General features: G+C 32.1%; 23 protein-coding genes. 1 reads left to right on the top strand and 22 read right to left on the bottom strand.

Translation table 11 applies throughout. The annotated features are described in order from the left end of the window. Positions 1-2: 2 nt before the first annotated feature. The 19 genes from pxpA to sal all read right to left on the bottom strand — a co-directional run bounded on the left by pxpA (position 3) and on the right by sal (position 20,451). On the bottom strand, positions 3-761 hold the full coding sequence (pxpA, locus tag MHZ36_RS04620) for a 5-oxoprolinase subunit PxpA (RefSeq protein WP_239229902.1): 759 nt from the start codon (positions 759-761) through the stop codon (positions 3-5). Further along, a complete protein-coding gene (locus MHZ36_RS04615) occupies positions 761-2,119 on the bottom strand; it encodes an acetyl-CoA carboxylase biotin carboxylase subunit (RefSeq protein WP_239229901.1) in 1,359 nt (452 codons plus the stop codon). The genes pxpA and MHZ36_RS04615 overlap by 1 nt, the downstream gene beginning before the upstream one ends. A 22-nt stretch (positions 2,120-2,141) precedes the next feature. Beyond that, positions 2,142-2,585 (bottom strand): acetyl-CoA carboxylase biotin carboxyl carrier protein, encoded by a 444-nt coding sequence (locus MHZ36_RS04610; protein ID WP_239229900.1) that lies wholly within the window; start codon positions 2,583-2,585, stop codon positions 2,142-2,144. A 2-nt stretch (positions 2,586-2,587) separates the two neighbouring features. Next, complete coding sequence (locus tag MHZ36_RS04605; protein ID WP_239229899.1) at positions 2,588-3,592, bottom strand: 5-oxoprolinase subunit C family protein; 1,005 nt, start codon at positions 3,590-3,592, stop codon at positions 2,588-2,590. Then, the gene (gene pxpB / locus MHZ36_RS04600) at positions 3,582-4,322 is read right to left on the bottom strand and encodes a 5-oxoprolinase subunit PxpB (protein ID WP_481867122.1); all 741 of its coding nucleotides are present in this window, start codon (positions 4,320-4,322) and stop codon (positions 3,582-3,584) included. Before pxpB ends, MHZ36_RS04605 begins: the two co-directional genes overlap by 11 nt. Before the next feature lie 295 nt (positions 4,323-4,617). Then, on the bottom strand, positions 4,618-5,094 hold the full coding sequence (gene greA, locus MHZ36_RS04595; RefSeq protein WP_239229897.1) for a transcription elongation factor GreA: 477 nt from the start codon (positions 5,092-5,094) through the stop codon (positions 4,618-4,620). Positions 5,095-5,121: 27 nt separating this feature from the next. Further along, positions 5,122-5,745: a uridine kinase gene (gene udk / locus MHZ36_RS04590; RefSeq protein WP_239229896.1), complete on the bottom strand. Its 624-nt coding sequence runs from the start codon at positions 5,743-5,745 to the stop codon at positions 5,122-5,124. Further along, entirely contained in the window at positions 5,745-7,016 is a 1,272-nt protein-coding gene (locus MHZ36_RS04585) for a peptidase U32 family protein (protein WP_239229894.1), read from the bottom strand. The genes udk and MHZ36_RS04585 overlap by 1 nt, the downstream gene beginning before the upstream one ends. 13 nt (positions 7,017-7,029) lie before the next feature. Continuing rightward, on the bottom strand, positions 7,030-7,953 hold the full coding sequence (locus MHZ36_RS04580; protein WP_239229892.1) for a peptidase U32 family protein: 924 nt from the start codon (positions 7,951-7,953) through the stop codon (positions 7,030-7,032). Beyond that, positions 7,950-8,594, bottom strand: coding sequence for an O-methyltransferase (locus MHZ36_RS04575; protein ID WP_239229983.1), 645 nt, complete (start codon positions 8,592-8,594; stop codon positions 7,950-7,952). The genes MHZ36_RS04580 and MHZ36_RS04575 overlap by 4 nt, the downstream gene beginning before the upstream one ends. A 608-nt stretch (positions 8,595-9,202) precedes the next feature. Beyond that, positions 9,203-9,532: a DUF1292 domain-containing protein gene (locus tag MHZ36_RS04570; protein ID WP_239229891.1), complete on the bottom strand. Its 330-nt coding sequence runs from the start codon at positions 9,530-9,532 to the stop codon at positions 9,203-9,205. 16 nt (positions 9,533-9,548) lie between these two features. After that, a complete protein-coding gene (gene ruvX / locus MHZ36_RS04565; RefSeq protein ID WP_239229890.1) occupies positions 9,549-9,977 on the bottom strand; it encodes a Holliday junction resolvase RuvX in 429 nt (142 codons plus the stop codon). Then, a complete protein-coding gene (locus MHZ36_RS04560) occupies positions 9,978-10,241 on the bottom strand; it encodes an IreB family regulatory phosphoprotein (protein WP_239229889.1) in 264 nt (87 codons plus the stop codon). A 70-nt stretch (positions 10,242-10,311) separates the two neighbouring features. Further along, positions 10,312-12,942 (bottom strand): alanine--tRNA ligase, encoded by a 2,631-nt coding sequence (gene alaS / locus MHZ36_RS04555; RefSeq protein ID WP_239229888.1) that lies wholly within the window; start codon positions 12,940-12,942, stop codon positions 10,312-10,314. Between the two features lie 361 nt (positions 12,943-13,303). Next, positions 13,304-15,694 (bottom strand): SF1B family DNA helicase RecD2, encoded by a 2,391-nt coding sequence (gene recD2 / locus MHZ36_RS04550; protein ID WP_239229887.1) that lies wholly within the window; start codon positions 15,692-15,694, stop codon positions 13,304-13,306. A 2-nt stretch (positions 15,695-15,696) separates the two neighbouring features. Continuing rightward, a complete protein-coding gene (locus tag MHZ36_RS04545) occupies positions 15,697-16,362 on the bottom strand; it encodes a tetratricopeptide repeat protein (protein WP_239229886.1) in 666 nt (221 codons plus the stop codon). A gap of 138 nt (positions 16,363-16,500) precedes the next feature. Beyond that, positions 16,501-17,613: a tRNA 2-thiouridine(34) synthase MnmA gene (mnmA, locus tag MHZ36_RS04540; protein ID WP_239229885.1), complete on the bottom strand. Its 1,113-nt coding sequence runs from the start codon at positions 17,611-17,613 to the stop codon at positions 16,501-16,503. Continuing rightward, positions 17,614-18,756 (bottom strand): cysteine desulfurase family protein, encoded by a 1,143-nt coding sequence (locus MHZ36_RS04535; RefSeq protein WP_239229884.1) that lies wholly within the window; start codon positions 18,754-18,756, stop codon positions 17,614-17,616. A gap of 60 nt (positions 18,757-18,816) precedes the next feature. After that, positions 18,817-20,451, bottom strand: coding sequence for a Sal family ABC-F type ribosomal protection protein (gene sal, locus MHZ36_RS04530; RefSeq protein ID WP_239229883.1), 1,635 nt, complete (start codon positions 20,449-20,451; stop codon positions 18,817-18,819). Positions 20,452-20,734: 283 nt separating this feature from the next. Between sal and MHZ36_RS04525 the strand changes: the two genes are divergently transcribed. Further along, positions 20,735-21,748, top strand: coding sequence for an LLM class flavin-dependent oxidoreductase (locus tag MHZ36_RS04525; protein WP_239229882.1), 1,014 nt, complete (start codon positions 20,735-20,737; stop codon positions 21,746-21,748). Positions 21,749-22,286: 538 nt separating this feature from the next. Here the strand turns inward: MHZ36_RS04525 and MHZ36_RS04520 are convergent. The 3 genes from MHZ36_RS04520 to cymR all read right to left on the bottom strand — a co-directional run bounded on the left by MHZ36_RS04520 (position 22,287) and on the right by cymR (position 23,251). Then, positions 22,287-22,445 carry a hypothetical protein gene (locus tag MHZ36_RS04520; RefSeq protein ID WP_239229881.1) on the bottom strand — a complete coding sequence of 53 codons (159 nt, stop codon included), beginning with the start codon at positions 22,443-22,445 and terminating at the stop codon, positions 22,287-22,289. 46 nt (positions 22,446-22,491) lie between these two features. Further along, positions 22,492-22,674, bottom strand: coding sequence for a CsbD family protein (locus tag MHZ36_RS04515; protein ID WP_042738515.1), 183 nt, complete (start codon positions 22,672-22,674; stop codon positions 22,492-22,494). Positions 22,675-22,831: 157 nt separating this feature from the next. After that, positions 22,832-23,251 carry a cysteine metabolism transcriptional regulator CymR gene (gene cymR, locus MHZ36_RS04510; protein WP_042738514.1) on the bottom strand — a complete coding sequence of 140 codons (420 nt, stop codon included), beginning with the start codon at positions 23,249-23,251 and terminating at the stop codon, positions 22,832-22,834. Positions 23,252-23,317 lie beyond the last annotated feature (66 nt).

Below are 23,317 nucleotides of genomic sequence, written 5' to 3'. Positions count from 1 at the left end.
AATTATCCCCCTAATTTGGTAATAGAAATACCTTCTTTCGTCAAACGCTCTCTAATTTGTGATACAAATTCCAGTGCATGCATACCATCACCATGTACACAAATTGTATCTGCCACTATGTCAATTTCATTATTATTTTTCGTAGTCACTTTTTGTTCTGTAACCATTCTCAGAACTTGTTCAATAGCTTCTGAAGTATCTGTAATCAATGCATCACTTTCTTTTCTACTTACTAATTGGCCATCATCCTCATAGCGTCTATCAGCAAAAACTTCGGAAGCTGTTTTCAAACCAATTGCTTGAGCTTCAGAAATTAACAATGTATTTGATAAACCTACAAAGATTAATTCTTTATCAAAGTCATACACTGCTTGTGCAATGGCATTAGCAATTTCTTTGTTTCTTGCCCCCATTTGATATAATGCACCATGTGGTTTGACATGATTTAACTTTACATCATGAATTTTACAGAAACCATTTAATGCGCCTAATTGATAGACAACAACATCATAAATTTCTTTAGGTGTTAAATCCATATTTCTTCTACCAAATCCTTGTAAATCTGGCAAACCTGGATGAGCACCTATACCAATATTGTTTGCTTTAGCTAGTTGTATTGTTTGATTCATTACATGTTGATCACCTGCATGAAATCCACAAGCGATGTTAGCTGAGGTGATTAACGGTATAATTTCATTATCGCCACCAAATGAATAATTACCAAACGCTTCTCCTAAATCACAATTTAAATCAATTTGCATTATGATTCCCCCTTAATTATTTGATGTCTATCTAAGAATTTTATATCGACGTCTCGTGCATCTCCTTCAGCATATAAAGGATATGAAAGAACAGCATATAAAAAGTCAGCTGTTGTTGTAAATCCATCAATAACCATTTCATCTAAAGTTACCTTCAATTTATGAATTGCCAAATCACGATTACTTGCTTTGACAATTACCTTAGCAACTAAAGAATCATAATTTGGTGAGACAGTATAACCTGGATATAGAAGGCTATCAACTCTTATATTAAACCCTTGTGGTAAATGTAAGGATTTCACCTTACCCGGTGAAGGTTGGAATTGTTTTTCTGGATTTTCAGCATTAATGCGTGCTTCAATTACATGGCCATCAAATTGGACATCGGATTGATGAAATGGTAATTCATTATGTTGCATAAGGTACAGTTGCGCTTGCAGTAAATCTCTGTTTGCTCGCATTTCTGTCACCGTATGCTCTACTTGAATACGTGCATTCATCTCAATGAAATAATAACTATCTTCTGTTACTAGAAATTCAATCGTACCTGCACTACGATAGTTTGAAGCCTTGGCAACTTTTACCGCATCATTGCAAATTGCAGTTCTTCTTTCTTCTGTTAATGCTGCACACGGTGATTCTTCTATTAACTTTTGATTTTTTCTTTGAACAGAACAATCACGTTCTCCAAGATGAATATAATTAAATTGTCCATCACCTAATACTTGTACTTCAACATGTTTGGCAACTGGTATAAAAGCTTCAACATAAATGCGATCATCATCGAAATACTTCTCACCTTCACTTTTAGCTTCTTTAAACATTTTCTGTAGTTCGGATTCTTTTTTTACTATACGAATCCCTTTACCGCCACCTCCACTTGCAGCTTTAAGCACAAGAGGATATCCGATTTCTTTAGCTATATGTTTGACTTCTTCAACAGATTGAACATCATCAGTTGAACCAGGAATAATCGGTACACCTGCTTGGTCAACTGTTTGTCTTGCAGTAATTTTATCACCCATTAACTCCATTGTTTTATAAGTTGGACCAATAAAATAGATATTATTTTCTTCGACTTTTTTAGCGAAGGAAGGACTTTCTGATAAAAACCCATAACCTGGATGAATTGCATTCGCACCCGATATTTCTGCAGCACTAATAATTCTTTCTTGATTTAAATAACTATCTAACGGATTTGCTTCACCAATACAAATTGCTTGATCAGCTAAAGCGACATGTAGACTTGTTTCATCCCCTTTGGCATAAATAGCAACTGTTTCAATACCTAACTCTCTACATGCACGAATAATACGTACCGCAATTTCACCTCTGTTTGCAATTAAACAACGATACAATGCAAACACCCCTTTCTGAAATTTATTTGATTTTTATAATAGACTGATCATATTCCACATTCTCACCATGAGTAACAAGTATGTCATCAACAACACCATCAACATCACTTGTAACTTCATTAAGTACTTTCATTGCTTCAATATATCCAATTGTTTCGCCTTTTTTTATTTCATCACCTACATTGATTAATGGATTTGTAAGTTCCTTTTCATCTTGTAAGAAAAATGTACCAACCATCGGTGCTTTGACATAATTTACATTCTCATCTGATGTTGTTTGTTGTTGATTTTCATTTTGTGATGTATCTATACTTGGATGATCGTTTGTAACATTTCCTACACTTTTATTTACTTCTTTATTTGTAAAATCAAATTCTATTTCTTGCTCATAATCTTTATATTTAAATTTTTTCATATCATTATCTTTAACAAGTTTTATTAGTTGCTCTATTTTTTCAAAATTCATCATTATTCCCCTTTTAATAAATTTTTAATTCTTGAAGCTGTTCGTCTTAACTGTTTTAAATCATAAATCGGTTTTTGGTCTATGTTTGTTAATTCATTTAAAAATTGATGTTCTTTCTCTTTTAATTGTGCTAATGCCTGCTCAACTGTTATCCATTTGAATTGGATTTCAGACCCAGGTTGCTTTTGTGCCAGTATTTGTAAATCCATAGCACAAACTGTTGCTATCTTGGTATACCCGCCTACAGTCTGTTTATCATTGAGCAAAATAATTGGATTTCCATCATTTGGCACTTGGATACTGCCTAATGCGACTGGTTCAGATATAATATCCGCAGAATTTTCTGGCGGAATATTTTCACCCTGTAAACGATATCCCATTCGATCAGATTGTTCTGAAATTTTAAATGCAGTAGATGTAAGCGTATTTATAGCGTTTTGTGAAAATGCATTGATCTGAGGGCCTTCTACAATATGAATAACCTGTTGGTCAAATATATTTTCATTGTAATTTGCACTTAGACCAATGCGTGTTGTGTAATTATTTGTTCTTTGAGTTACTATCACGTCATCTTTTTTTAATGTTCTACCTCGATAACCACCAATTTGGCTTCTTGTATGTGTTGCATAGCTATCCGCTACCTTTGGCACGTTTAACTGATTAGCAAAATTTAAATATCCACGGGCCCCTTTAAGTACCTGACCAATTGATAATATGTCACCTTTTTTCACTTTAATGACTGTGTTTTGATCAACATTATCGTTATTTAGTGTGATATTAAAATGCCCACCTGTCATAACAATGGCATTATCTGCTAAAAACTCGATGGTAGGACCGACTATAGTGTATTCTATTGCTGGTCCTTCATGATTCACTAATGCTTGTCCCAATCGAAGCGCATAGTTATCTAAGGCACCTGCTGATGAAAATCCTTGGTCCTGATAACCGACTCGACCTTTATCTTGGACTGTACTAAATAATCCTGGTTTTAATATTTTAATGCTCATAATCAAATTTCACCCACTTTTCAATATTAAAATCATTTTGTGTTTGTTGTTTTTCAATTTGATTATAGGTCTCTAAATCAATTGAATAAAACTGAATAGCATCTCCTGCTTCATATAAACACATTGGCTCACGATTTATATCGAACACATTGATAGGTGTACGACCAATGATTTGCCATCCACCTGGTGATTGTTTCGGGTATAACCCAGTTTGATTATTTGCGATTCCTACTGAACCGGCCTCTATCTTGGTTCTAGGTTCTTTGCGTCTAGGCGTATGTAATTTAGCATCTAAACCACCTAAAAATGGAAACCCTGGCATAAAACCTAACATATATATCAAATATTTATTGCTGCTATGTATTTTAACAACATCATCAGTTGTTAAATCATTGTATGCTGCAACTTCTTCTATATCTTGTCCATATTCCCCACCATATAATACAGGTAAATGAATCGTCTTATGTTTTAATTGTGATTCATCTATTGAACTTAAATCCAAATTTTCTAAACACAAATCATTTAAAACTTCATTCAACGTTGAAATATAAGTATCAACATAAAGCATAATCGCTCTATAAGATGGAATTATTTCAGTTATCGCTTCACACTGTTTCTCTCTAATATATTGCGAGACATGTTGTACCTTTGCGAACGTTTTAGAATCGATTTGATTTTCAAAATAAATCATAATTGTTTGCTCATTGATAAATTTAAATTCCAAAAACATTCTCCCCTTTATATTACTAACAATTCGTTTTTGTAAAATATTTAATTGTGCACTTAACATTTCAATTATATCATCAATTTAAGTTATATGTTTAATTATAAAAAATTATAATTGGCAATAACCTAATATAATCATATAACTCAACACTATAATAATCCTTACTTTTAGAAAATTTAGAAAATAAAGTTTATTATTAGTAATAATTTACCAAATACCTTGCTTCACGTATAGATATTTCTTTTCTAAGTGTAAAATCCCACTCATTAAATATAATTAATGAGTGGGATTTATGATTTTATTTTATATTGACGATTTTTACATTTATTTCTCCACCATTTGGCAGTGGTACACGTACTTCGTCTTCAAGTTTTTTACCAATTAAGCTTTTTGCCATTGGAGATTCATTTGAAATTTTTCCTTTAAATGCATCAGCTTCAGCAGAACCAACAATTTGATAGCTCTCTTCTTCATCTCCTGGTAATTCAATAAATGTCACTGTTTTACCAAGTTGAACTTGATTATTATCACCTGTATCTTCAATAATTAAAGCATTTCTCAACATATGTTCTACACGCTGAATATCTTGTTCAATAAAACCTTGTTCATCCTTAGCAGCATCGTATTCAGAGTTCTCAGATAGGTCACCAAATGAACGTGCTACTTTAATTTTTTCTACGACTTCAGGACGTTTTACGGTCTTTAATTCTTCAAGTTCGAGTTCTAATTTTTCAAATCCTTCTTGAGTCATTGGATATTGTTTTTGATTTTCCATAGTGTCATCTTCCTTTACATATTCATACTATTGTTTACTTACTAATGTTTGAATCTTTGTTGTCATTATATCGATAGCAACTTTATTACTACCACCTTCAGGAATTATAATATCTGCATACCTTTTAGTCGGTTCAATAAATTGATTATGCATTGGGCGAACCACATTTAAATATTGATTAATAACAGATTCCATCGTACGACCTCTTTCTTCAGTGTCTCTAAGAAGTCTTCTTAAAATCCGTAAATCCGCATCTGTATCGACATAAATCTTAACATCCATTAAATCTCTTAATGTTTTATTTTCCAATGCAAAGATACCTTCTACGATAATAACATCTTTTGGCTCAAATGCAATCGTTTCACCGCTTCTCGTATGATTTGAATAATCATACGTTGGCACTTCAATTTGTTTACCGTTTCTCAAGTCATTTAAATTTTCTATTAACAAATCATTATCAAATGCAAAAGGGTGATCGTAATTTGTTTCTAGACGTTCTTCAAATGTTAAATGCGATTGGTCTTTATAGTAATAGTCTTGAGCTAATAATGCAACACTATGACCTTCTAAATTTTTCATAATTTCATTTGTTACTGATGTTTTTCCAGACCCTGATCCACCAGCTATACCGATAATTGTCGTATTTTTCATTATCCAATTTCCTTTCTCATCATGTTGTTAGGATAAATTGGATGATCTACTTTAATTTGCACAATTTGTAGTGGATGACGTGCAGCATCAAGTTCATTACCCTCTTCATCAAAAATCTTATCAACAACTTGTCTAAATGTTTGAATTTCCGGACCAAAAAATTCAATTTCTTGTCCAGGTTTAAAATTGTTACGCTGTTGAACAGTAGCAATTTGCGTCGTTTCATCATAATCTAAAACTAAACCACAAAAATCAAATGGTGATTTCTTAGAGCCCTGTTCTCCAAACATTTGCTCTTCATATCCCGGTGTACCTACAATGAATGCTGATGCAGTATCTCTATTTGCACATTTATCTAATTCAATTAACCATTCTGGTTTAATTTTAAAATTTTCCGGATCTTCAGCGTAAGCATCGATTACTTTTCTATAAACAGATACCACAGTTGCAATATAGTGTATTGATTTCATTCTGCCTTCAATTTTCAAAGAATCTACCCCAATATCCATCATATTAGGTATGGATTCTATTAATTTCAAATCTTTAGGACTCATTGCAAAAGGTGTAACCTCACCCTCATCATTATAATAAAGATCAAGTTCACCTTCATCATCAACTTCAAGCAAATCATAATCCCAGCGACAACTTTGACAACAGCCCCCACGATTCGAGTCACGGGCAGTCATATGATTACTTAATGTACAACGCCCCGAATAGGCAATGCACATTGCACCATGTATAAATGATTCAATTTCAATATCTACTTTATCTTTCATTTCTTGCATTTCCATCGCACCTGTTTCACGTGCAAGTACAACTCGATCTAACCCTTCCTCTTTCCAAAACTCCACCGCTTTGTAATTTGAAAGTGATTGTTGCGTAGATAAGTGAATTTCTAATTTAGGTGCGACACGTTTACAAGTTTCAATAATCAATGGATCAGCCACAATAATACCTGTTGCGCCAGTTGATTCTAAATCTCTTAAATATGTGTCTAATCCCTCAATATTTTCATCATGCGCAATGATATTAGTCGTCACGTAAATCTTAGCACCATATCGGCTAGCAAATGTTACGCCCTCTTTAATTTCTTCCATAGTAAAATTATCTGCATTAGATCTTAAGCCATATTCTTGTCCACCAAGAAATACCGCATCCGCACCATAATGAACAGCAATTTTTAACTTTTCTAAGTTTCCAGCTGGGGCGAGTAGCTCAGGCTTTTTTATTTTAGGTTTATTTAATGCTTTTTCTTTTTCTAAAACTTTCATTCTTAAGCCCTCCTTAATACACTGTTTGTTTAAATAAAAATCCTTCATCAAACGGACGATGTTCAGGCTGAATTGCCTCTATTGGATCAATTAACATGAATTTTTCATCTTCGTATGCTTCTGGGTCTTCTTTAAATAAATCGATAGCTTCTCTATATTGTTCAGTACAAACATTTATATATGCTTCTGATTGTAAAACACCATCAATTTTTAATGAATCTATTCCCGCTTCTAATAATCCATCCAACTCTTCTATTAAACATATATCATTAGGCGACATAATATGTGTACCATTATAATCTTCATAAACTGGATATTTATTATCACGTTCTTCATCATATAATAATAATTCATTTGCTTCTTTATTACGTTCAATTTTCATTTGACGTTCTTGGAAAGTGTAGTAATTCCCTAATAACATACGTTTAGATTGAAACATACATGTCATACCATGCACTTGTACTTCAATTTCAACATTTGCGTTTGCTTTAATGTTAATAATTTCTTCAAGACTCAATTCCCTTGCTAGTTGTGCACGTTTAGCGCCCTTTTCTCCCCAATAATTACATTGAAAATGATTAGTAACCAATGCTTCTGCATCCCAATTTAATGGTATAGGGTCATTTTGATCTTTTACATACATTACTACAGCAGGATCGCCAAAAATGATTCTATCTACTTTGATTTCATGTAAGAATTTTATATAAGATTCCAAAGCATTCAAATGATAATTATGAAAAATGCCATTTACAGCAGCATATGCTTGCTTACCATGTCTATGAATTATTTTGACTGCTTCTTTCATATCCGCTCTGTTAAATTCACCTGCTAAGCGTAAGCCAAATTTCTGTTCACCAATGACAAAGGCATCTGCGCCTTTTTCAATTAATGTTTCTATATGTCCAACTGATTTTGGAGTAACTAATAATTCAGTCATAATGAAGCTCCTTTAATTGAAATTGCTAAACCATCATCTATATTTAAAAAATTCGTTGTAAAATCTTCATGGTTCATTAACCAATCGTTATATGACTGGACTTTTTTTACCATTTGACGCACATTTCGATTTCTAACTACACCGATGTCTGAAACGAAACCATGATATAACACATTATCCGTTATCACTATACCGCCATCTTTTAATAGGGGTGTATATAATTCGAAAAATTTTTGTGATTGTGCTTTTGCTGCATCAATAAAAATCATGTCGTACATTTTATCATTCACACTATCAACTTGCTCTAAAGCATTTCCTTCAATTTGTCTAATTTGATTTTGATAGTTGAAGATTTCTCTATTTTTCTGAGCTTGTACTAACATCGTTTCATCACGTTCAATCGTCGTAACTTGTATTTTAGGTGAAACTGATGCAAACTGCATCGAGCTATAACCAATTGCTGTGCCTATCTCTAGGATTTCATATGGTTTATGTATTCTAATTAATTGTTTAATCATTTCTAGAGTAATTCGATCTACAATAGGTACATTGTTCGACTCGGCATATGCTCTAAGAGATTCTATATTTGCATCAGTTTGTTTGTGTAAGTCTAATAAATACAACTGATTTTTATCCATTATCATAACTTCCTTTATGGTAAAATGATATTTTTAAACTTTGCTCAATAAAATAAATCAGTCGACATTAATTGACTGATTACATTGATAAAGTAAATTATAAATTAAGATATTTTATGATTTGATATGCTTTCATATACATGAAAACCCTAATGTCCATCATTTCCCATTTAAATTTAACTTTATATATTTTACCACAAACTATAGGATTTTATAAGTGTAAATTGTTCGAATATAGCAAGCTAATAATCATACGCATTATAATTTTTCAATATTGTAATTATAAAGCTATAAATGCAGATAAACTTTGTTTCGGTAGGACTTTAAACTACTCTTTTAATTTCTATACTTTTTTTGCTCTTTTTGTTCCTTTTACTTTATTAAACGATACACCCTAACAATGAAGCGTTGAGATTGATCATGCATAACATTCTATCTAAAAAAACAGACCAAAACATAAATAATGTCTTGGTCTGTTTCTTAGCATGAGCAAAAAACAATTGATTTGAACAAACGAGTAATTCAATATATATGTTCAAAAACGTTATATAGTACTGAACTGAACCTTCGCAATCTCTTTTAATATATTATCACTCATTGCTTGTTTTAGATTAATGCTCGTGGTCGTGGTCGTGATCATCCATTTCAGTATTCACGATTTCTTCAATCATGTCCCACTCTTCATCTGTTTCAACAGGTAGGAATTTCCCACCTTCTCCATTTTCATCAGCTTCATTAATCATTGGGATTAATTCAACTAAATCATCGTCATCAGATTCTGCGCCTTCTTCTGCAAGAATAACATATTCTTTTTTAAATTCTGGGTGGAAGAATTCTAAAACTTTACGGTATAATACTTCATTACCTTCTTCATCATATAAAGTTAATAATTCCTCTTCGTTGTTAATCTGTAATTCTGCATTTTCGTTATGTTCTGTCATTATAAAACGCTCCTTTTTATTGAATAGAATCTAAATAACCTTGCAAGATGAAAACTGCTGCCATTTTATCTATTACTTTTTTTCTTTTTTGTCTTGAAACATCTGCCTCTAGCAAAGAACGTTCAGCAGCCATAGTACTTAATCGTTCATCCCACATTATTATTTCTAATGATGGCAATGCTTCTTGTAGTTGCTCCTTGTATTGTAACGAAGCCTCGCCACGAAATCCAATAGAATTATTCATGTTTTTAGGCAATCCGATAACTATGGAACCAACTTTTTCTTTTTCTATAATTTTTACTAATGCATCTATACCTAAATCGCCATTTGCTTCGTCTATTCGGAGTGTATCTAATCCTTGGGCTGTCCAACCCATTAAATCACTTATTGCAATGCCAACAGTTTTACTTCCTACATCTAATCCTATGATTTTATGTTTTAACATTTAATTTTTATCATTTTCAGTTAAATAGTTGGAAACTAACTCTTCCATAATATCATCACGATCAATACGACGAATTTGGTTTCTAGCTTCGTTATGACGTGGTATATAAGCAGGATCTCCTGACAACAGATACCCTACGATTTGATTTACCGGATTGTAATTTTTTTCTTCAAGTGTATTATAGACATTTTGCAATACTGTTTTGACATCTTCTTTAGGAATTTCATCATAATTAAATTTCATAGTTTTATCAAAATTTTCCATTGTTAACACTCCTTTAAATCGCGCAATTATTTCTATACTTAGTTACATTCTACATGAGAATGGTTTTAAGTTATAGTGATTTAATGTAATTTTTAATGAAACGTAATGATTCTGTTATGTTCTCAGGTTCAGTTCCGCCACCCTGAGCCATATCTGGGCGTCCGCCACCTTTTCCACCAACTTGTGGAGCCATATTTTTAATAATATCTCCAGCTTTAATTTTACTAGTAAGTGCTTTTGGTACAGTAGCTATGAGTGAGACTTTGCCATCAATATTACTAATTAAAATGATAACTGTATCTTGTAATTTAGATTTAAAATCATCCATCGTTTCGCGAATAGCTTTAGGATTAGCAACTTCCACTTCAGTAGCCAATACCTTTATGCCATTAATTTCTTCTACTTGATCAGTAATATCGCCCATTTTTAATGCTGTTATTTCTTTATTACTTTGTTCTAATTGTTTTGTTAATTCTTTTTCATCTACTTGCATTTGTTGTATTTTATCAACTACTTGTTCATCAGATTTAACTTTGACAAGGTTTTTAACTGTATTGAATTTTTCTTGTATCGCTTCTAAATATTGGAATGCAGATTTACCAGTTATAGCTTCAATACGTCTAACTCCTGCACCTGTACCAGATTCACTTACAATTTTAAATAACCCAATTTCAGATGTATTATTGACATGCGTTCCGCCACATAATTCGATTGAATAAGGCGACATATCAACGACTCGTACCACATCACCATATTTTTCACCAAATAATGCCATAGCACCCCTCGCTTTAGCATCTGAAATTGACATTTCCTTAATATTAACGTCAATACTATTCCAAATTTCTTCATTCACACGACGCTCAACTTTAGAAATTTCTTCTTCAGTCATTGGACCAAAATGAGAAAAGTCGAATCTTAAACGTTCACTTTCAACTAATGAACCAGCTTGATTAACATGATCGCCTAACACTTCTTTTAGAGCAGCATGTAATAAATGTGTAGCACTGTGATTTTTCTCTATCGCAATGCGTGATTTTTGGTTTACTTTAGCTTCGACATTACTTCCTACTATCACTTGACCAAATTGAATTTCACCTTTGTGTAAATTTTGACCATTTGGCGTTTTCGTAACTTCTGTAACCGTAATTTCAAATTGCTCATTTCCCACTGTGCCTTTATCCGCAACTTGTCCACCACTTACAGCATAAAAAGGTGTTTCTTTCAAAACAAAGTGGATTGTTTGTCCCGCATCTGCTGTTTTTACAAGAGCACCATCAGATAGTATATCTGTAACTGTTGTAGAATATTCCATTACATTGTAACCAACAAATGAACTTTCAGTTGTAATATTTTTGAGTACTTCACTTTGAACTTGCATAGATTGTGTACTTTGACGTGCTTGACGTGCTCTATCTCTTTGTTGTTGCATTTCCACACTAAATGTTTCCATATCAACCGTTAAACTTTCTTGTAGAGCAATTTCTTCTGTAAGTTCAATTGGGAAACCATAAGTATCATAAAGTTTGAAAGCATCTTTACCATTAATTTGTTGTGTACTTTGTTTAGCTTCGACAACTAATTGATTCAAAATAGATAATCCTTCTTCCAATGTTTCATGGAATCGCTCTTCTTCAGATTTAATTACACGCTTAATAAAATCTGATTTTTCAAGTACGTTTGGATAATATGGTTCCATTATTTCTGCAACAATATCGACGAGACGATACATAAATGGTTCATTTATGTCTAATGATTGGCTAAATCTTACAGCACGGCGAAGTAGTCTACGTAATACATAACCACGACCTTCATTTGCAGGCAATGCGCCATCAGCAATTGCAAATGCAATTGTTCGTATATGGTCCGCAATTACTTTAAATGCAACATCATTTTCCTCATTTTGAAGGTATTTTATACCAGAAATTATTTCTACTTGATTAATAATTGGCATAAACAAATCAGTTTCATAATTTGTACGCACATTTTGTGCAATTGAAGCCATTCGTTCAAGCCCCATACCAGTATCAATATTTTTATTTGGTAACGGTGTATACGAATGATCTTTATTATGATTAAATTCACTAAATACTAAGTTCCATACTTCTAAATAACGTTCATTTTCTCCACCTGGATACATTTCTTCAGTTGGATCATTTTCACCAAATTGTTCGCCTCTATCGTAAAATATTTCAGTATTTGGACCAGATGGACCTTCACCAATATCCCAGAAATTTCCTTCAATACGAATAATTCTACTTTCTTCTAAACCAATTTCTTCATTCCAAATTTTATATGCTTCTGAATCTTCAGGATGAATAGTGACATATAATTTTTCTGGTTCCATTGCCATCCATTTTTCACTGGTAAGAAATTCCCATGCAAATTCAATTGCTTCTCTTTTGAAGTAATTTCCAATTGAGAAATTTCCCAACATTTCGAAGAACGTATGGTGTCTAGCTGTGAAACCAACATTTTCTATATCATTTGTTCGAATTGCTTTTTGTGAATTCACAATTCTTGGTTTCATAGGTGTTTCACGACCGTCAAAATATTTTTTTAAAGTTGCTACACCAGAATTAATCCATAATAAAGTATCATCATCAATCGGAACTAATGGCGCTGAAGGTTCTACCATATGTCCTTTTTCAACAAAATAATCTATGAAACTTTGTCTAATCTCACTAGCTTTAAGATTTTTCATCCTTAAATTTCCTCCATCTCATTTCATCTAAACTCATTTTTACATAAAGTAATAATTCTACAAACAAAAAACGCCCATCCTCATATAAGGGACGAACGTTTCGCGGTACCACCCTAGTTATAAGTAATTAGCAAATTTATCATATATGTCACTTTATCAACAAAGACTACATGGCATTTTATCATTATAAAATTACTAACTCTCACTTATCACTTAATTAGTTCTTATACTTACTGACATAAAGTAGCGTTCAATCACATTTACTGTACTTTTCACCAACCAGTACATCTCTTTTTGTTAAACATGGCCTACTCATCTTTATGCAACTTTAATTATATTGTATTTATTTTCCATACTATTGTCAATCTTCTATAAAGTCATAAGGCGAAATTTGCCCCATATTAATCATAGGATCAATTTTAAACATCGTTGTTTCTGTTAATTTGATTTCTGTATCAATCTTTTCATTTACAATTTGCTGTTCATCATTGGATGATTCATTGTTAAAGTATTCCATCAAGAATGAACATAACTGAGTCAATCGAACTTGTCCGTGCGTATTCAGGCCTATATCAAACGCTTGGGGATCACCCAAAAATACAAGAGATTGTTTTGCACGCGTTAGACCTGTATATAGGATAGGTTTTTGTAACATTCTAAAATACTGTTTAACCATTGGCATAATTACGATTGGAAATTCGGAACCTTGAGATTTATGAATGGATGTACAATAGGCATGTGTGAGTTCCATTAAATCTTGTCTTGTAAATGTGATTTCATTGCCTTCAAAATCAACGACTAATACATCTTTATTTAATGCATTTTCTTTAGCCCAAAAAATGCCTACTACAATACCTATATCGCCATTAAAGATATTGTCACTTGGTCTATTCACTAATTGTAGTACCTTATCTCCCTTGCGAAAGATAACATCACCAAATTCAATTTCCCGTGAATCATTCTTTTTAGGGTTTAAAATTGATTGCAAAATCGTATTTAACTTTTTAATACCTGCAGAGCCTTTATACATTGGTGCAAGCACCTGAATATCGCTCATATCATATCCCTTTTTGACGGCGCTAGCTACTACTTTTTCAACAACATTGGGAATTTGTTCAGTGCTACAATTTATAAAATTTCGATCATGGTATCTTTGAGTAATATCAATTGATTCACCTAATTTCATTCGGTGTGCTAATTCAATAATGCTAGATCCATCTTGTTGACGATAAACTTCTGTCAAATTAACACGGGGGATTACTTTGGAATCAATTAAATCTTTAAAGACTTGACCAGGCCCTACAGAAGGTAACTGATCTTCATCACCTACAAGAACAATTTGCGCATCAATTGGAACTGCATTCATGAATTGATGAAAAAGCCATGTATCTACCATAGACATCTCATCAATGATAATCAGTTTTGCTGAGATTTCATTATCTAATATATCCTCAGGTTGTGTTTCCTGATTCCAACCAATAAGTCGATGTATAGTCATTGCTTCTAATCCAGTAGCATCAGCTAATCGTTTTGAAGCTCGACCTGTTGGTGCACCAAGCACAACCGGAAAGTCATCATTTTTATAATCATCATAATCTAACGACAACCCATGTATTTCAGCATAAAGCTCCACTATTCCTTTTATAACAGTTGTTTTACCTGTACCAGGACCACCGGTTAATAACATCACCTTAGAATTAATAGACGTTTGTAATGCCTCACGTTGTGATTCGGCATAATTTACATCATTACGATTTTCTATTTCACCAATTTCCATTAACAGATCTGATTGCTCTATTTCTTTTAATTTATTGGTATAAGTAAAATTACGGTATAAGTTTTGCACGCTTTTTAATTCCGAATAATATAAACTTGGAATAGCTACTTCATTTTCTTGTCGTATTAATTTGTCATTATCAACTAATTGTTGCATGACCTTTTCTAACTGTTCATTACTAATTACTTCTTGAGGTTGATTTGATAACATTTCACTTGTCATATCAAGTACAGTTTGAGTAGGTAAGTATGTGTGTCCTTGCTTTATACATTCTTCTTCCAATACATAAAGTAATCCAGCTTTTAGCCGTTCACTATCATTAAATTGAATACCAACATTTCTCGCCAAAGTATCAGCTTTATTAAATCCAATACCTTTGACATCGTAAACAAGTTGATAAGGTTTTTGTTCCACTATAGTTAAGGTTTCGCCTAAATAAGCTTGATAAATAGACATTGCTAATTTTGGCCCAAAACCTAAATCGTGTAGTCTGATGATAATTTGTTCTGTTTCTTGATTACTCGCTATTTGTTCAGCAATTTGCTTTTGTTTCTTTTTAGGTAATCCTGGGACACTTTCTAATACAGAAGGATCATTTAAAATATCGTTAATTGCATTTTCCCCTAATTTATTAACGATACTCTGTGCCGTTTTTTTACCGATTCCTTTAAACAAGTCACTTGATAAATAACTAATAATTGCCTCTTTAGTTTGTGGTAATTCCTTCTCAAATGTTTCTGCCTTTAACTGTTTACCATATTTGGCATGGGTAACAACCTGACCCTTAAAGGTATATACATCACCCTCAGCAATATCAGGAAAGAACCCTACAATTGTAGGCATCGAATCAAACGTTTCATTTGTTTCAATGGTATCGACCTTTAAAACTGTATAAAAGTTATCCTTATTTTGAAACAAGATAGCATCTACAGTTCCTTTAATCATCGATGTATTAAATAATGTAGGGTCCTCCATGATTACTCCTCCTCTGCAATTGCTTTAAAAGTTTTTAAAGCATGTTGACTTAACAAATGTTCAGGATTTATTTCTACAGCTTGTTCGAAATATGCAATTGCTGTAGCAGTATCTTCAGTTTGCATATATGTAGCTAATCCTAAATTATATAATGCATCCGTATGTTTATCATCGATTGATACTACATGTTGTAATTGTTTAATTGCCGCTTCAAACATTTCTAAGTCACATAATACTAGACCATACTGAAATTGTACTTCAACGTCTTTACGATTATCTAATTCAGCAGCTGTCATTAGAAAAGGCATTGCTTCTTTAAATGCTTCTAAATGATTAAATGACATGCCTATCATATAATTTGTATCGATTTTATCCACATTATATTTAAGTGCTTGCTGATAAAGTTTAATCGCTTCTTTAAATCTACTTTCATTATAATATACATTACCTAAATTATAATAAATGGCACCATTTTCTGGATCTAACGTGATTGCCTTTTGGAAAAATTTCTCAGCTTTTTCTATTTCTCCTGCTTCTGCAATTAAAATTCCAGCGTTTATATAATTTTCTACTTCTTTTGGATTTTTTTCAATGTTTTCAAACAACGCCTTTAAGGCCGATTCAATGTTTCCTTCTTTAATTAATTCATAAATTTGTTCTTGCTCCATATTAACCCTCATTTCTGAGATTTTATTATAACATTACGTATTATTTTTTAAATCAATTTTATCAAAAAGAAATCGCTAGAAACTACGTTTATCATAGTATACTAGCGATTTTCAAAAAATGTCGATAGTCAAACTTTATTATACTACATAACTCAACTGTCCAGATTGTTTAAATACATCATCTATCGTGGCCCCACCTAGACATACGTCACCATCATATAAAACAACCGCTTGACCTGGTGTAATTGCTCTTACAGGTTCATCAAATGTTACGCGAATTGAATTATCATTCTCTTTAGTAACAAACACTTTAGTATCTTTTTGACGATATCTAAATTTCGCAGTACATGCAAATCCATTGTCTAAGTCTACATCATTTATAAATGATATGTCTGATGCAATTAAATAATCACTATATAGTGCATCGTGATGAAAACCTTGTTCAACATATAAAATATTGTCATCTAAGTTTTTTCCAACTACAAACCAAGGATCTCCATCTCCACCAATACCTAAACCGTGTCGTTGACCTATCGTATAATACATTAATCCCGAATGAACTCCTACCTTTTCGCCTGTTAAAGTGCGCATTTCACCAGACTGTGCAGGTAAATATTGTGATAAAAATTCTTTGAAATTACGTTCACCAATAAAGCAAATACCTGTTGAATCTTTTTTCTTAGCAGTAGCAAGTCCTGCTTCTTCAGCAATTTTACGTACTTCTTTTTTATCGATATCCCCAATTGGAAACATTACATGTGATAATTGTTCTTGTGATAGCTGATTTAAGAAATAAGTTTGATCTTTATTATTATCTACGCCACGTAACATTTCGACATGTCCATCTTCATGACGTTTAATTCTCGCATAATGTCCTGTTGCAACATAATCTGCACCTAATTTCAATGCATGCTCTAAAAATGCTTTGAATTTAATTTCTTTATTACACATAACATCTGGATTTGGAGTACGACCTTTTTTGTATTCATCTAAAAAGTATGTGAATACTTTGTCCCAATATTCCTGTTCAAAATTCACTGCATAATACGGTATTCCTATTTGATTACATACTGCTATAACATCATTATAATCTTCTGTAGCTGTACAATAACCATTTTCATCTGTATCGTCCCAATTTTTCATAAAAATGCCAATTACGTCATAACCTTGTTCTTTTAGTATGTGGGCAGTAACGGAACTATCTACGCCGCCAGACATGCCGACAACAACTCGTGTATCTCTATTTGACAACTAAACTTCCTCCTTGAATTTATGGTATATTTTATGGATTTCTGTAGCTATATATTTTACTTCTTGTTCTGTAGTTAATTCGTTAAAACTAAATCTCACTGAATGTTTTGCTCGCTCATCTGTATCAAACATCGCAACCAGTACATGTGATGGTGTGGTAGTTCCAGCAGTACATGCGGAACCAGAAGAAACATATATATTCGATAAATCTAATAATGTAAGTAATGTTTCTACATCAATAAATGGAAAATATAAATTAACAATATGACCTGTTGAATCAGTCATTGAGCCATTATATTCAAATGGTATTGATCGCTCTTGTAATGAAACGAAAAACAAGTTTTTCAAATTTAATAAGTGTACATTATGCTCATCACGTTGCTTATCAGATAATGTTAATGCTTCTGAAAAACCAACTATCTGTGGAAGATTTTCCGTACCTGCACGTCTTTTAGCTTCTTGGTCCCCACCTAATTGCGAATATTGAATAGGTGTATTTTCTTTTAATAATAAAGCACCTACACCCTTTGGGCCACCAAACTTATGCGCAGTAATACTCATAGCTGCAATATCAAACTCGTTGAATTTAATATCTAAATGACCAATTGCTTGAACTGTATCAACATGGAGTAATGCATTAGACTCTGCAACAATAGCATCTATATCATACATTGGCTGAACTGTACCTACTTCGTTATTTACAAACATTATTGAAACAAGAATAGTAGCAGGTGTGATGGCATCTTTTAACTGATCCAATTGCACTATACCTTCTTTATTGACATCTAAATAAGTCACTTCAAACCCTTCTTGTTCAAGTTGTTCAAATACATGGAGCACAGAATGATGTTCAATTTTTGTCGTGATGATATGATTTCCTTGTTCACGCAACTGATATGCAATACCCTTAATCGCAGTATTATTAGATTCTGTTGCACCACTAGTAAAGATAACTTCACTAGGCTTAGCACCAAGAATTTTGGCTACATTTCTACGTGCCTCATCTAAATACTTTCGTGCATCTCGTCCTAAACTATGAATCGATGAAGGATTTCCATAATGACCAGTATATATATTCATCATTTTATCAATTACTTCTTGCTTTACAGGGGTTGTTGCAGCATAGTCTGCATATACTTCCATGTTTGACACTCCTTAAATTTTTATCAATGTTCCAATGATAGCACCATCTATATAAATTTTCTAGTTGTCTGTTTCAAAATGGCCGAATTCATCTATTGACTTAAAATCGTCTAATAACTTTAATGTATCATCCACTGTATTTGGTGATTGTTTCTCATGCAAAGTTAAATTCTTTAATTTTTTATTTTCAATTGTCCATTGCGTCGCAGTAATTTGTGATTTTAAATAATCATCATGTGTCACAATCATAACCTGTCCTGAAAATTGCTTTAGCATTTGTAATATCAAATCTTGTGTAGCAATATCAAAATAATTAGTTGGTTCGTCTAATATTAATAAATGCGGGTTTGAAAAATACAATATTACAAACTGTAATCTACTTTTCTCTCCCATGGATAATTGAGAAATAGGTAAATTTATTTTTTGATTATCAAACCCAAATGATGCCAAGATTGTTTGGGCTTGACTACGTGTCATACCGTCCATATGCAATAACATTGATATTGCCGTACTATCATACGCTAAATTATCATTTTTTTGATCAAAATAAGCTATATTCAAAGAAGGTGTGATATACACTTCGCCTTTATCTGGTACTATAGATTGCTTGATTATTGAAATTAACAATGATTTTCCAGAACCATTTGGACCAGTTAATATAATATTCTCATTATCTTTGATTTCAAAATTAGCATTTTGAAAAATACTTTTACTATCCATAGTTACACTGAAGTTATTTAAATGCATTAAATATTTTTTATTAAGAACTTTTTGATTATCAAAATGAAAATGGCGTTCATCCACTTTAGGTTCTTGTACTGTAATTTTATCGACTTTTTGATTAATTTGTGATTCTTTCACTTTTGCTTTTTGGGCTAATTTACTTAGTCGCTTTTGTTCTATTGGATTTCGAACACTTGCAGATTGGTTGGCAGATTGATGCCAATTTTTAACTCTATCTACGGTTGCTTCTAATGCTTTTATTTCTTTTTGTTTTTTCTCGTATATTCTTTTTTGTGTCTCTCTTTCCAAATCTATAATTGATTTATATTGACTATAATTACCGGTGAATTTTCTCGTACCTTGTTGTGTGATTTCAATAATATGAGTTGCTGTTTCGTCAATAAATCCTCTATGATGCGACACAAATACCATACTTTGCTTTGCTCGCTTTATATAATCCACTATAATATCAATCATTTCTTTGTCTAGATGATTGGTTGGTTCGTCTAAAATTATTAAACTTCTATCTGAAATCATAGCTCGAATTAGAGCTACTTTAGTTTGCTGGCCGCCACTTAGCTGTGCCATCTTCTTATTTAAATCTGACTCTGTCAAATTGAATTGCTTTGCTTGTACGATTATTTTTTCTTCAATTTCATAACCATTACGTTCTATATAGTCACCTATTTTTTCATAATCTGTTTCCATAGCATTTTTAATGGCTAATAACTCTGGGTACCACGACATAATAAAATTTAATGCTACTTGATCATTGTATTTTGTTAATTCTTGATCCATCAAATATGATGAATCCATGTATTTATTGTAAATTGCATTTAGTAATGTAGACTTACCTATTCCATTCTCACCAATTATCGCTACATGTTCGCCTAATTCTACACTTAAGCTAACCTCTTCTATTAAAGTCTTGCCAAATCTTTCAAATGGCTTTTCTGTAAAATAAAAAGACATATCAATTCCCCACTTTCGCGGATATGACATGTCAACAGTAAGCATACTTTACCTATTTTGTTATTGTTAATAACGAGCCTGTTTAAGACATAGACATATCCCATAATTTTATATTTGCTTTGCTTTTTAATTTGTTTATCTTATGAGTTTTATCCATTGTCTTAATTTAAGCCACCTAACGTTTTAATTTGGATATAGTATAACAGTGAGCAATATTTTACGCAAGTTTAAAAACGACTGTTATACTTCTTTATATTAGAAACATCGAGGAGGAAATAAAGAAATGAAAGATGTAAAACTCTCTGCATTAAACCTAGTACCTATACGAGAAGGTCAAGAAGATAAAGATGCTATCAAAGATATGGTTAAACTAGCTCAAAATCTTGAAGAATTGGATTATAATCGTTATTGGATTGCCGAACACCACAATGCACCAAATTTAGTTAGCTCAGCAACTGCATTATTAATTCAACATACCTTAGAACATACGTCTAAAATAAGAGTTGGTTCTGGTGGTATTATGCTACCAAATCATGCACCATTAATAGTAGCTGAACAATTTGGCACAATGGAAACAGTCTTTCCTAATCGTGTTGACTTAGGATTAGGACGTGCACCAGGGACAGATATGATGACTGCCAGTGCATTAAGAAGAGATCAACATAATGGCGTTTACGAATTTCCAGAAGAGGTAGAACAATTAGCAACTTATTTCGGCCCAAGTAATCAACAATCTTATGTTAGAGCATATCCAGCAGTAAATAAAAATGTACCACTTTATATTTTAGGTTCATCTACCGATTCTGCACATTTAGCTGCTAGAAAAGGATTGCCTTATGTATTCGCTGGACACTTTGCACCTCAACAAATGAAAGAAGCAATGTCAATCTATAAAGAATTATTTGAACCTTCTGATGTATTGCAAGAACCTTATATGATTGTTTGTTTAAATGCAATTGTTGCAGATACAGATGAACAAGCATATTACCTTGCTTCTACTCAAGCACAAGTCATGGTTAGTATCACTAGAGGTAAAATGCAACCTGTACAACCACCAACTGATGACTTGAAAGGTTTGTTAACACCTAGAGAATTTGAAATGGCTCAACAAAGACTAAATCAATCATTAATCGGTTCTGAAGAAACAGTAAAACAAAAATTAGAAGCATTTATACAAGTATATGGTGAAATCGATGAATTAATGGCCATCAGCTACGTTTATGATCAAGATGCACAATTAGAATCATATAAGAAGCTTAAACATATCTTTGATAATCATTTTACTAATAATCAATAATTTCAAAAGAGATTTTGACACAATCCTCCATCCTTAAAATAAGAGACTGGGATATAAATCTCATAAAAATAGCACTCAGAAGAATTTTTTCAATTCATCCGAGTGCTTCTTTTCATACCATACTTCGTATTGTTCGCTCGCTTCTTTAAGAGATAAGTTAAGCTAGTAATCTTTAGCTTGTTCTGTTCCCTCAAGTGTCTGGTTAAAATATGTCATATCAATATGTAACTTTACATTAAAATGTTTTAAAAATAAGGACTCTTAGTATAATAAAATAATTTTTACATAAATTTAAAATCATCATAATTTGCGATGTGTTGTAAATAAATAACATAATTCAATTACTGGTTGCTTTCCTAAAAATTATGTTCTATATACTTTTTTAATTTCATTTATTATTTTATCTACGTTCGTACCAAATATAATGAAAAATATATACTTTAAGGTCAAAAAAGTGTTATCTCATATATCATTCATCAAAAAAACTGCCGATAAAGTTATAATCTTTATCGACAGTCTAAAAATTTAAATGAACAACTTATTTTTCGTTGTCTTTATCTTTATTATCATCACTGCCACCAGTGAATTTATCAATTTGTTCTGATGCTTGTTTTGCTTTTTCATTATCTGAGTCTTTTAACTTATCAGATACGTTTTTAGCAGCTTCTTTCGCTTTATTTAAGAAATTTTCAGCCATGGTAATGTTCCCCTTTCGAAATTTAAATTAAAAGTTATCTAAAAATTTATTTTTTAAATTTATCAATAGCTTCATTTGCTTTTTGTTTTGCATTTTCAACGACTTCTTTGGCTTTGCCAGACTTTTTGTCGTCTTTACCTTCATTTTCTAAATCTTTATTGTCGGTAACATTACCAACAGTTTCTTTAACATTGCCTTTGGCTTGTTCAATTTTGCTTTCATCAGCCATTCAAAAAACCTCCTTAGCGATGTACATATGTGGTATATACCACACTAAATCATTTATTAAACATTTAATTTTAATTTTTTAGTATATCCATCACTTTGAGTATATTTTAAATTCAATATCTAATAAAAGCGTTCAAATAAATTGTAGCGTGCTTTTATTAAATATAAAACATATAGCCATCTAAGTTATTAGTTTCTTTATAATCAGCTAAATATTTTAATGTTGTATTATCTAATACTTCTCTGACTGCGTCTCTCATACGAATCCAAAGTTGCTTTTGTGCAGGTGGCTCAGATTCAATACTCTCTACAAACGTGATAGGACCCTCTAATAAACGAATAATGTCCCCTGCTGTAATTTCTTCTGCCGAAACTCTTAATTGATAGCCGCCTTTGGCACCACGAACACTTCGAATTAATCCAGCATTTCTTAATGGACCCACCAATTGTTCTAGATATAAATCACTTAAATTATTTTCTTCTGCAATAGATTTTAAAGAAACACATCCTTGACCTTGCTTTTTGGCTAAGGATATCATTAGTGTTAATCCATATCTTCCTTTTGTTGAAATTTTCATTATATAACCTCACTTAATTCGAATACTATATATTAACATTCTATCATTTTTTACGGTAATATAGAA

This window comes from Staphylococcus sp. ACRSN, assembly GCF_022346615.1.
Taxonomy (GTDB): domain Bacteria; phylum Bacillota; class Bacilli; order Staphylococcales; family Staphylococcaceae; genus Staphylococcus.
The sequence above is the reverse complement of the archived record's forward strand: the minus strand, read 5'-3'. Positions and strand labels throughout refer to the sequence as shown.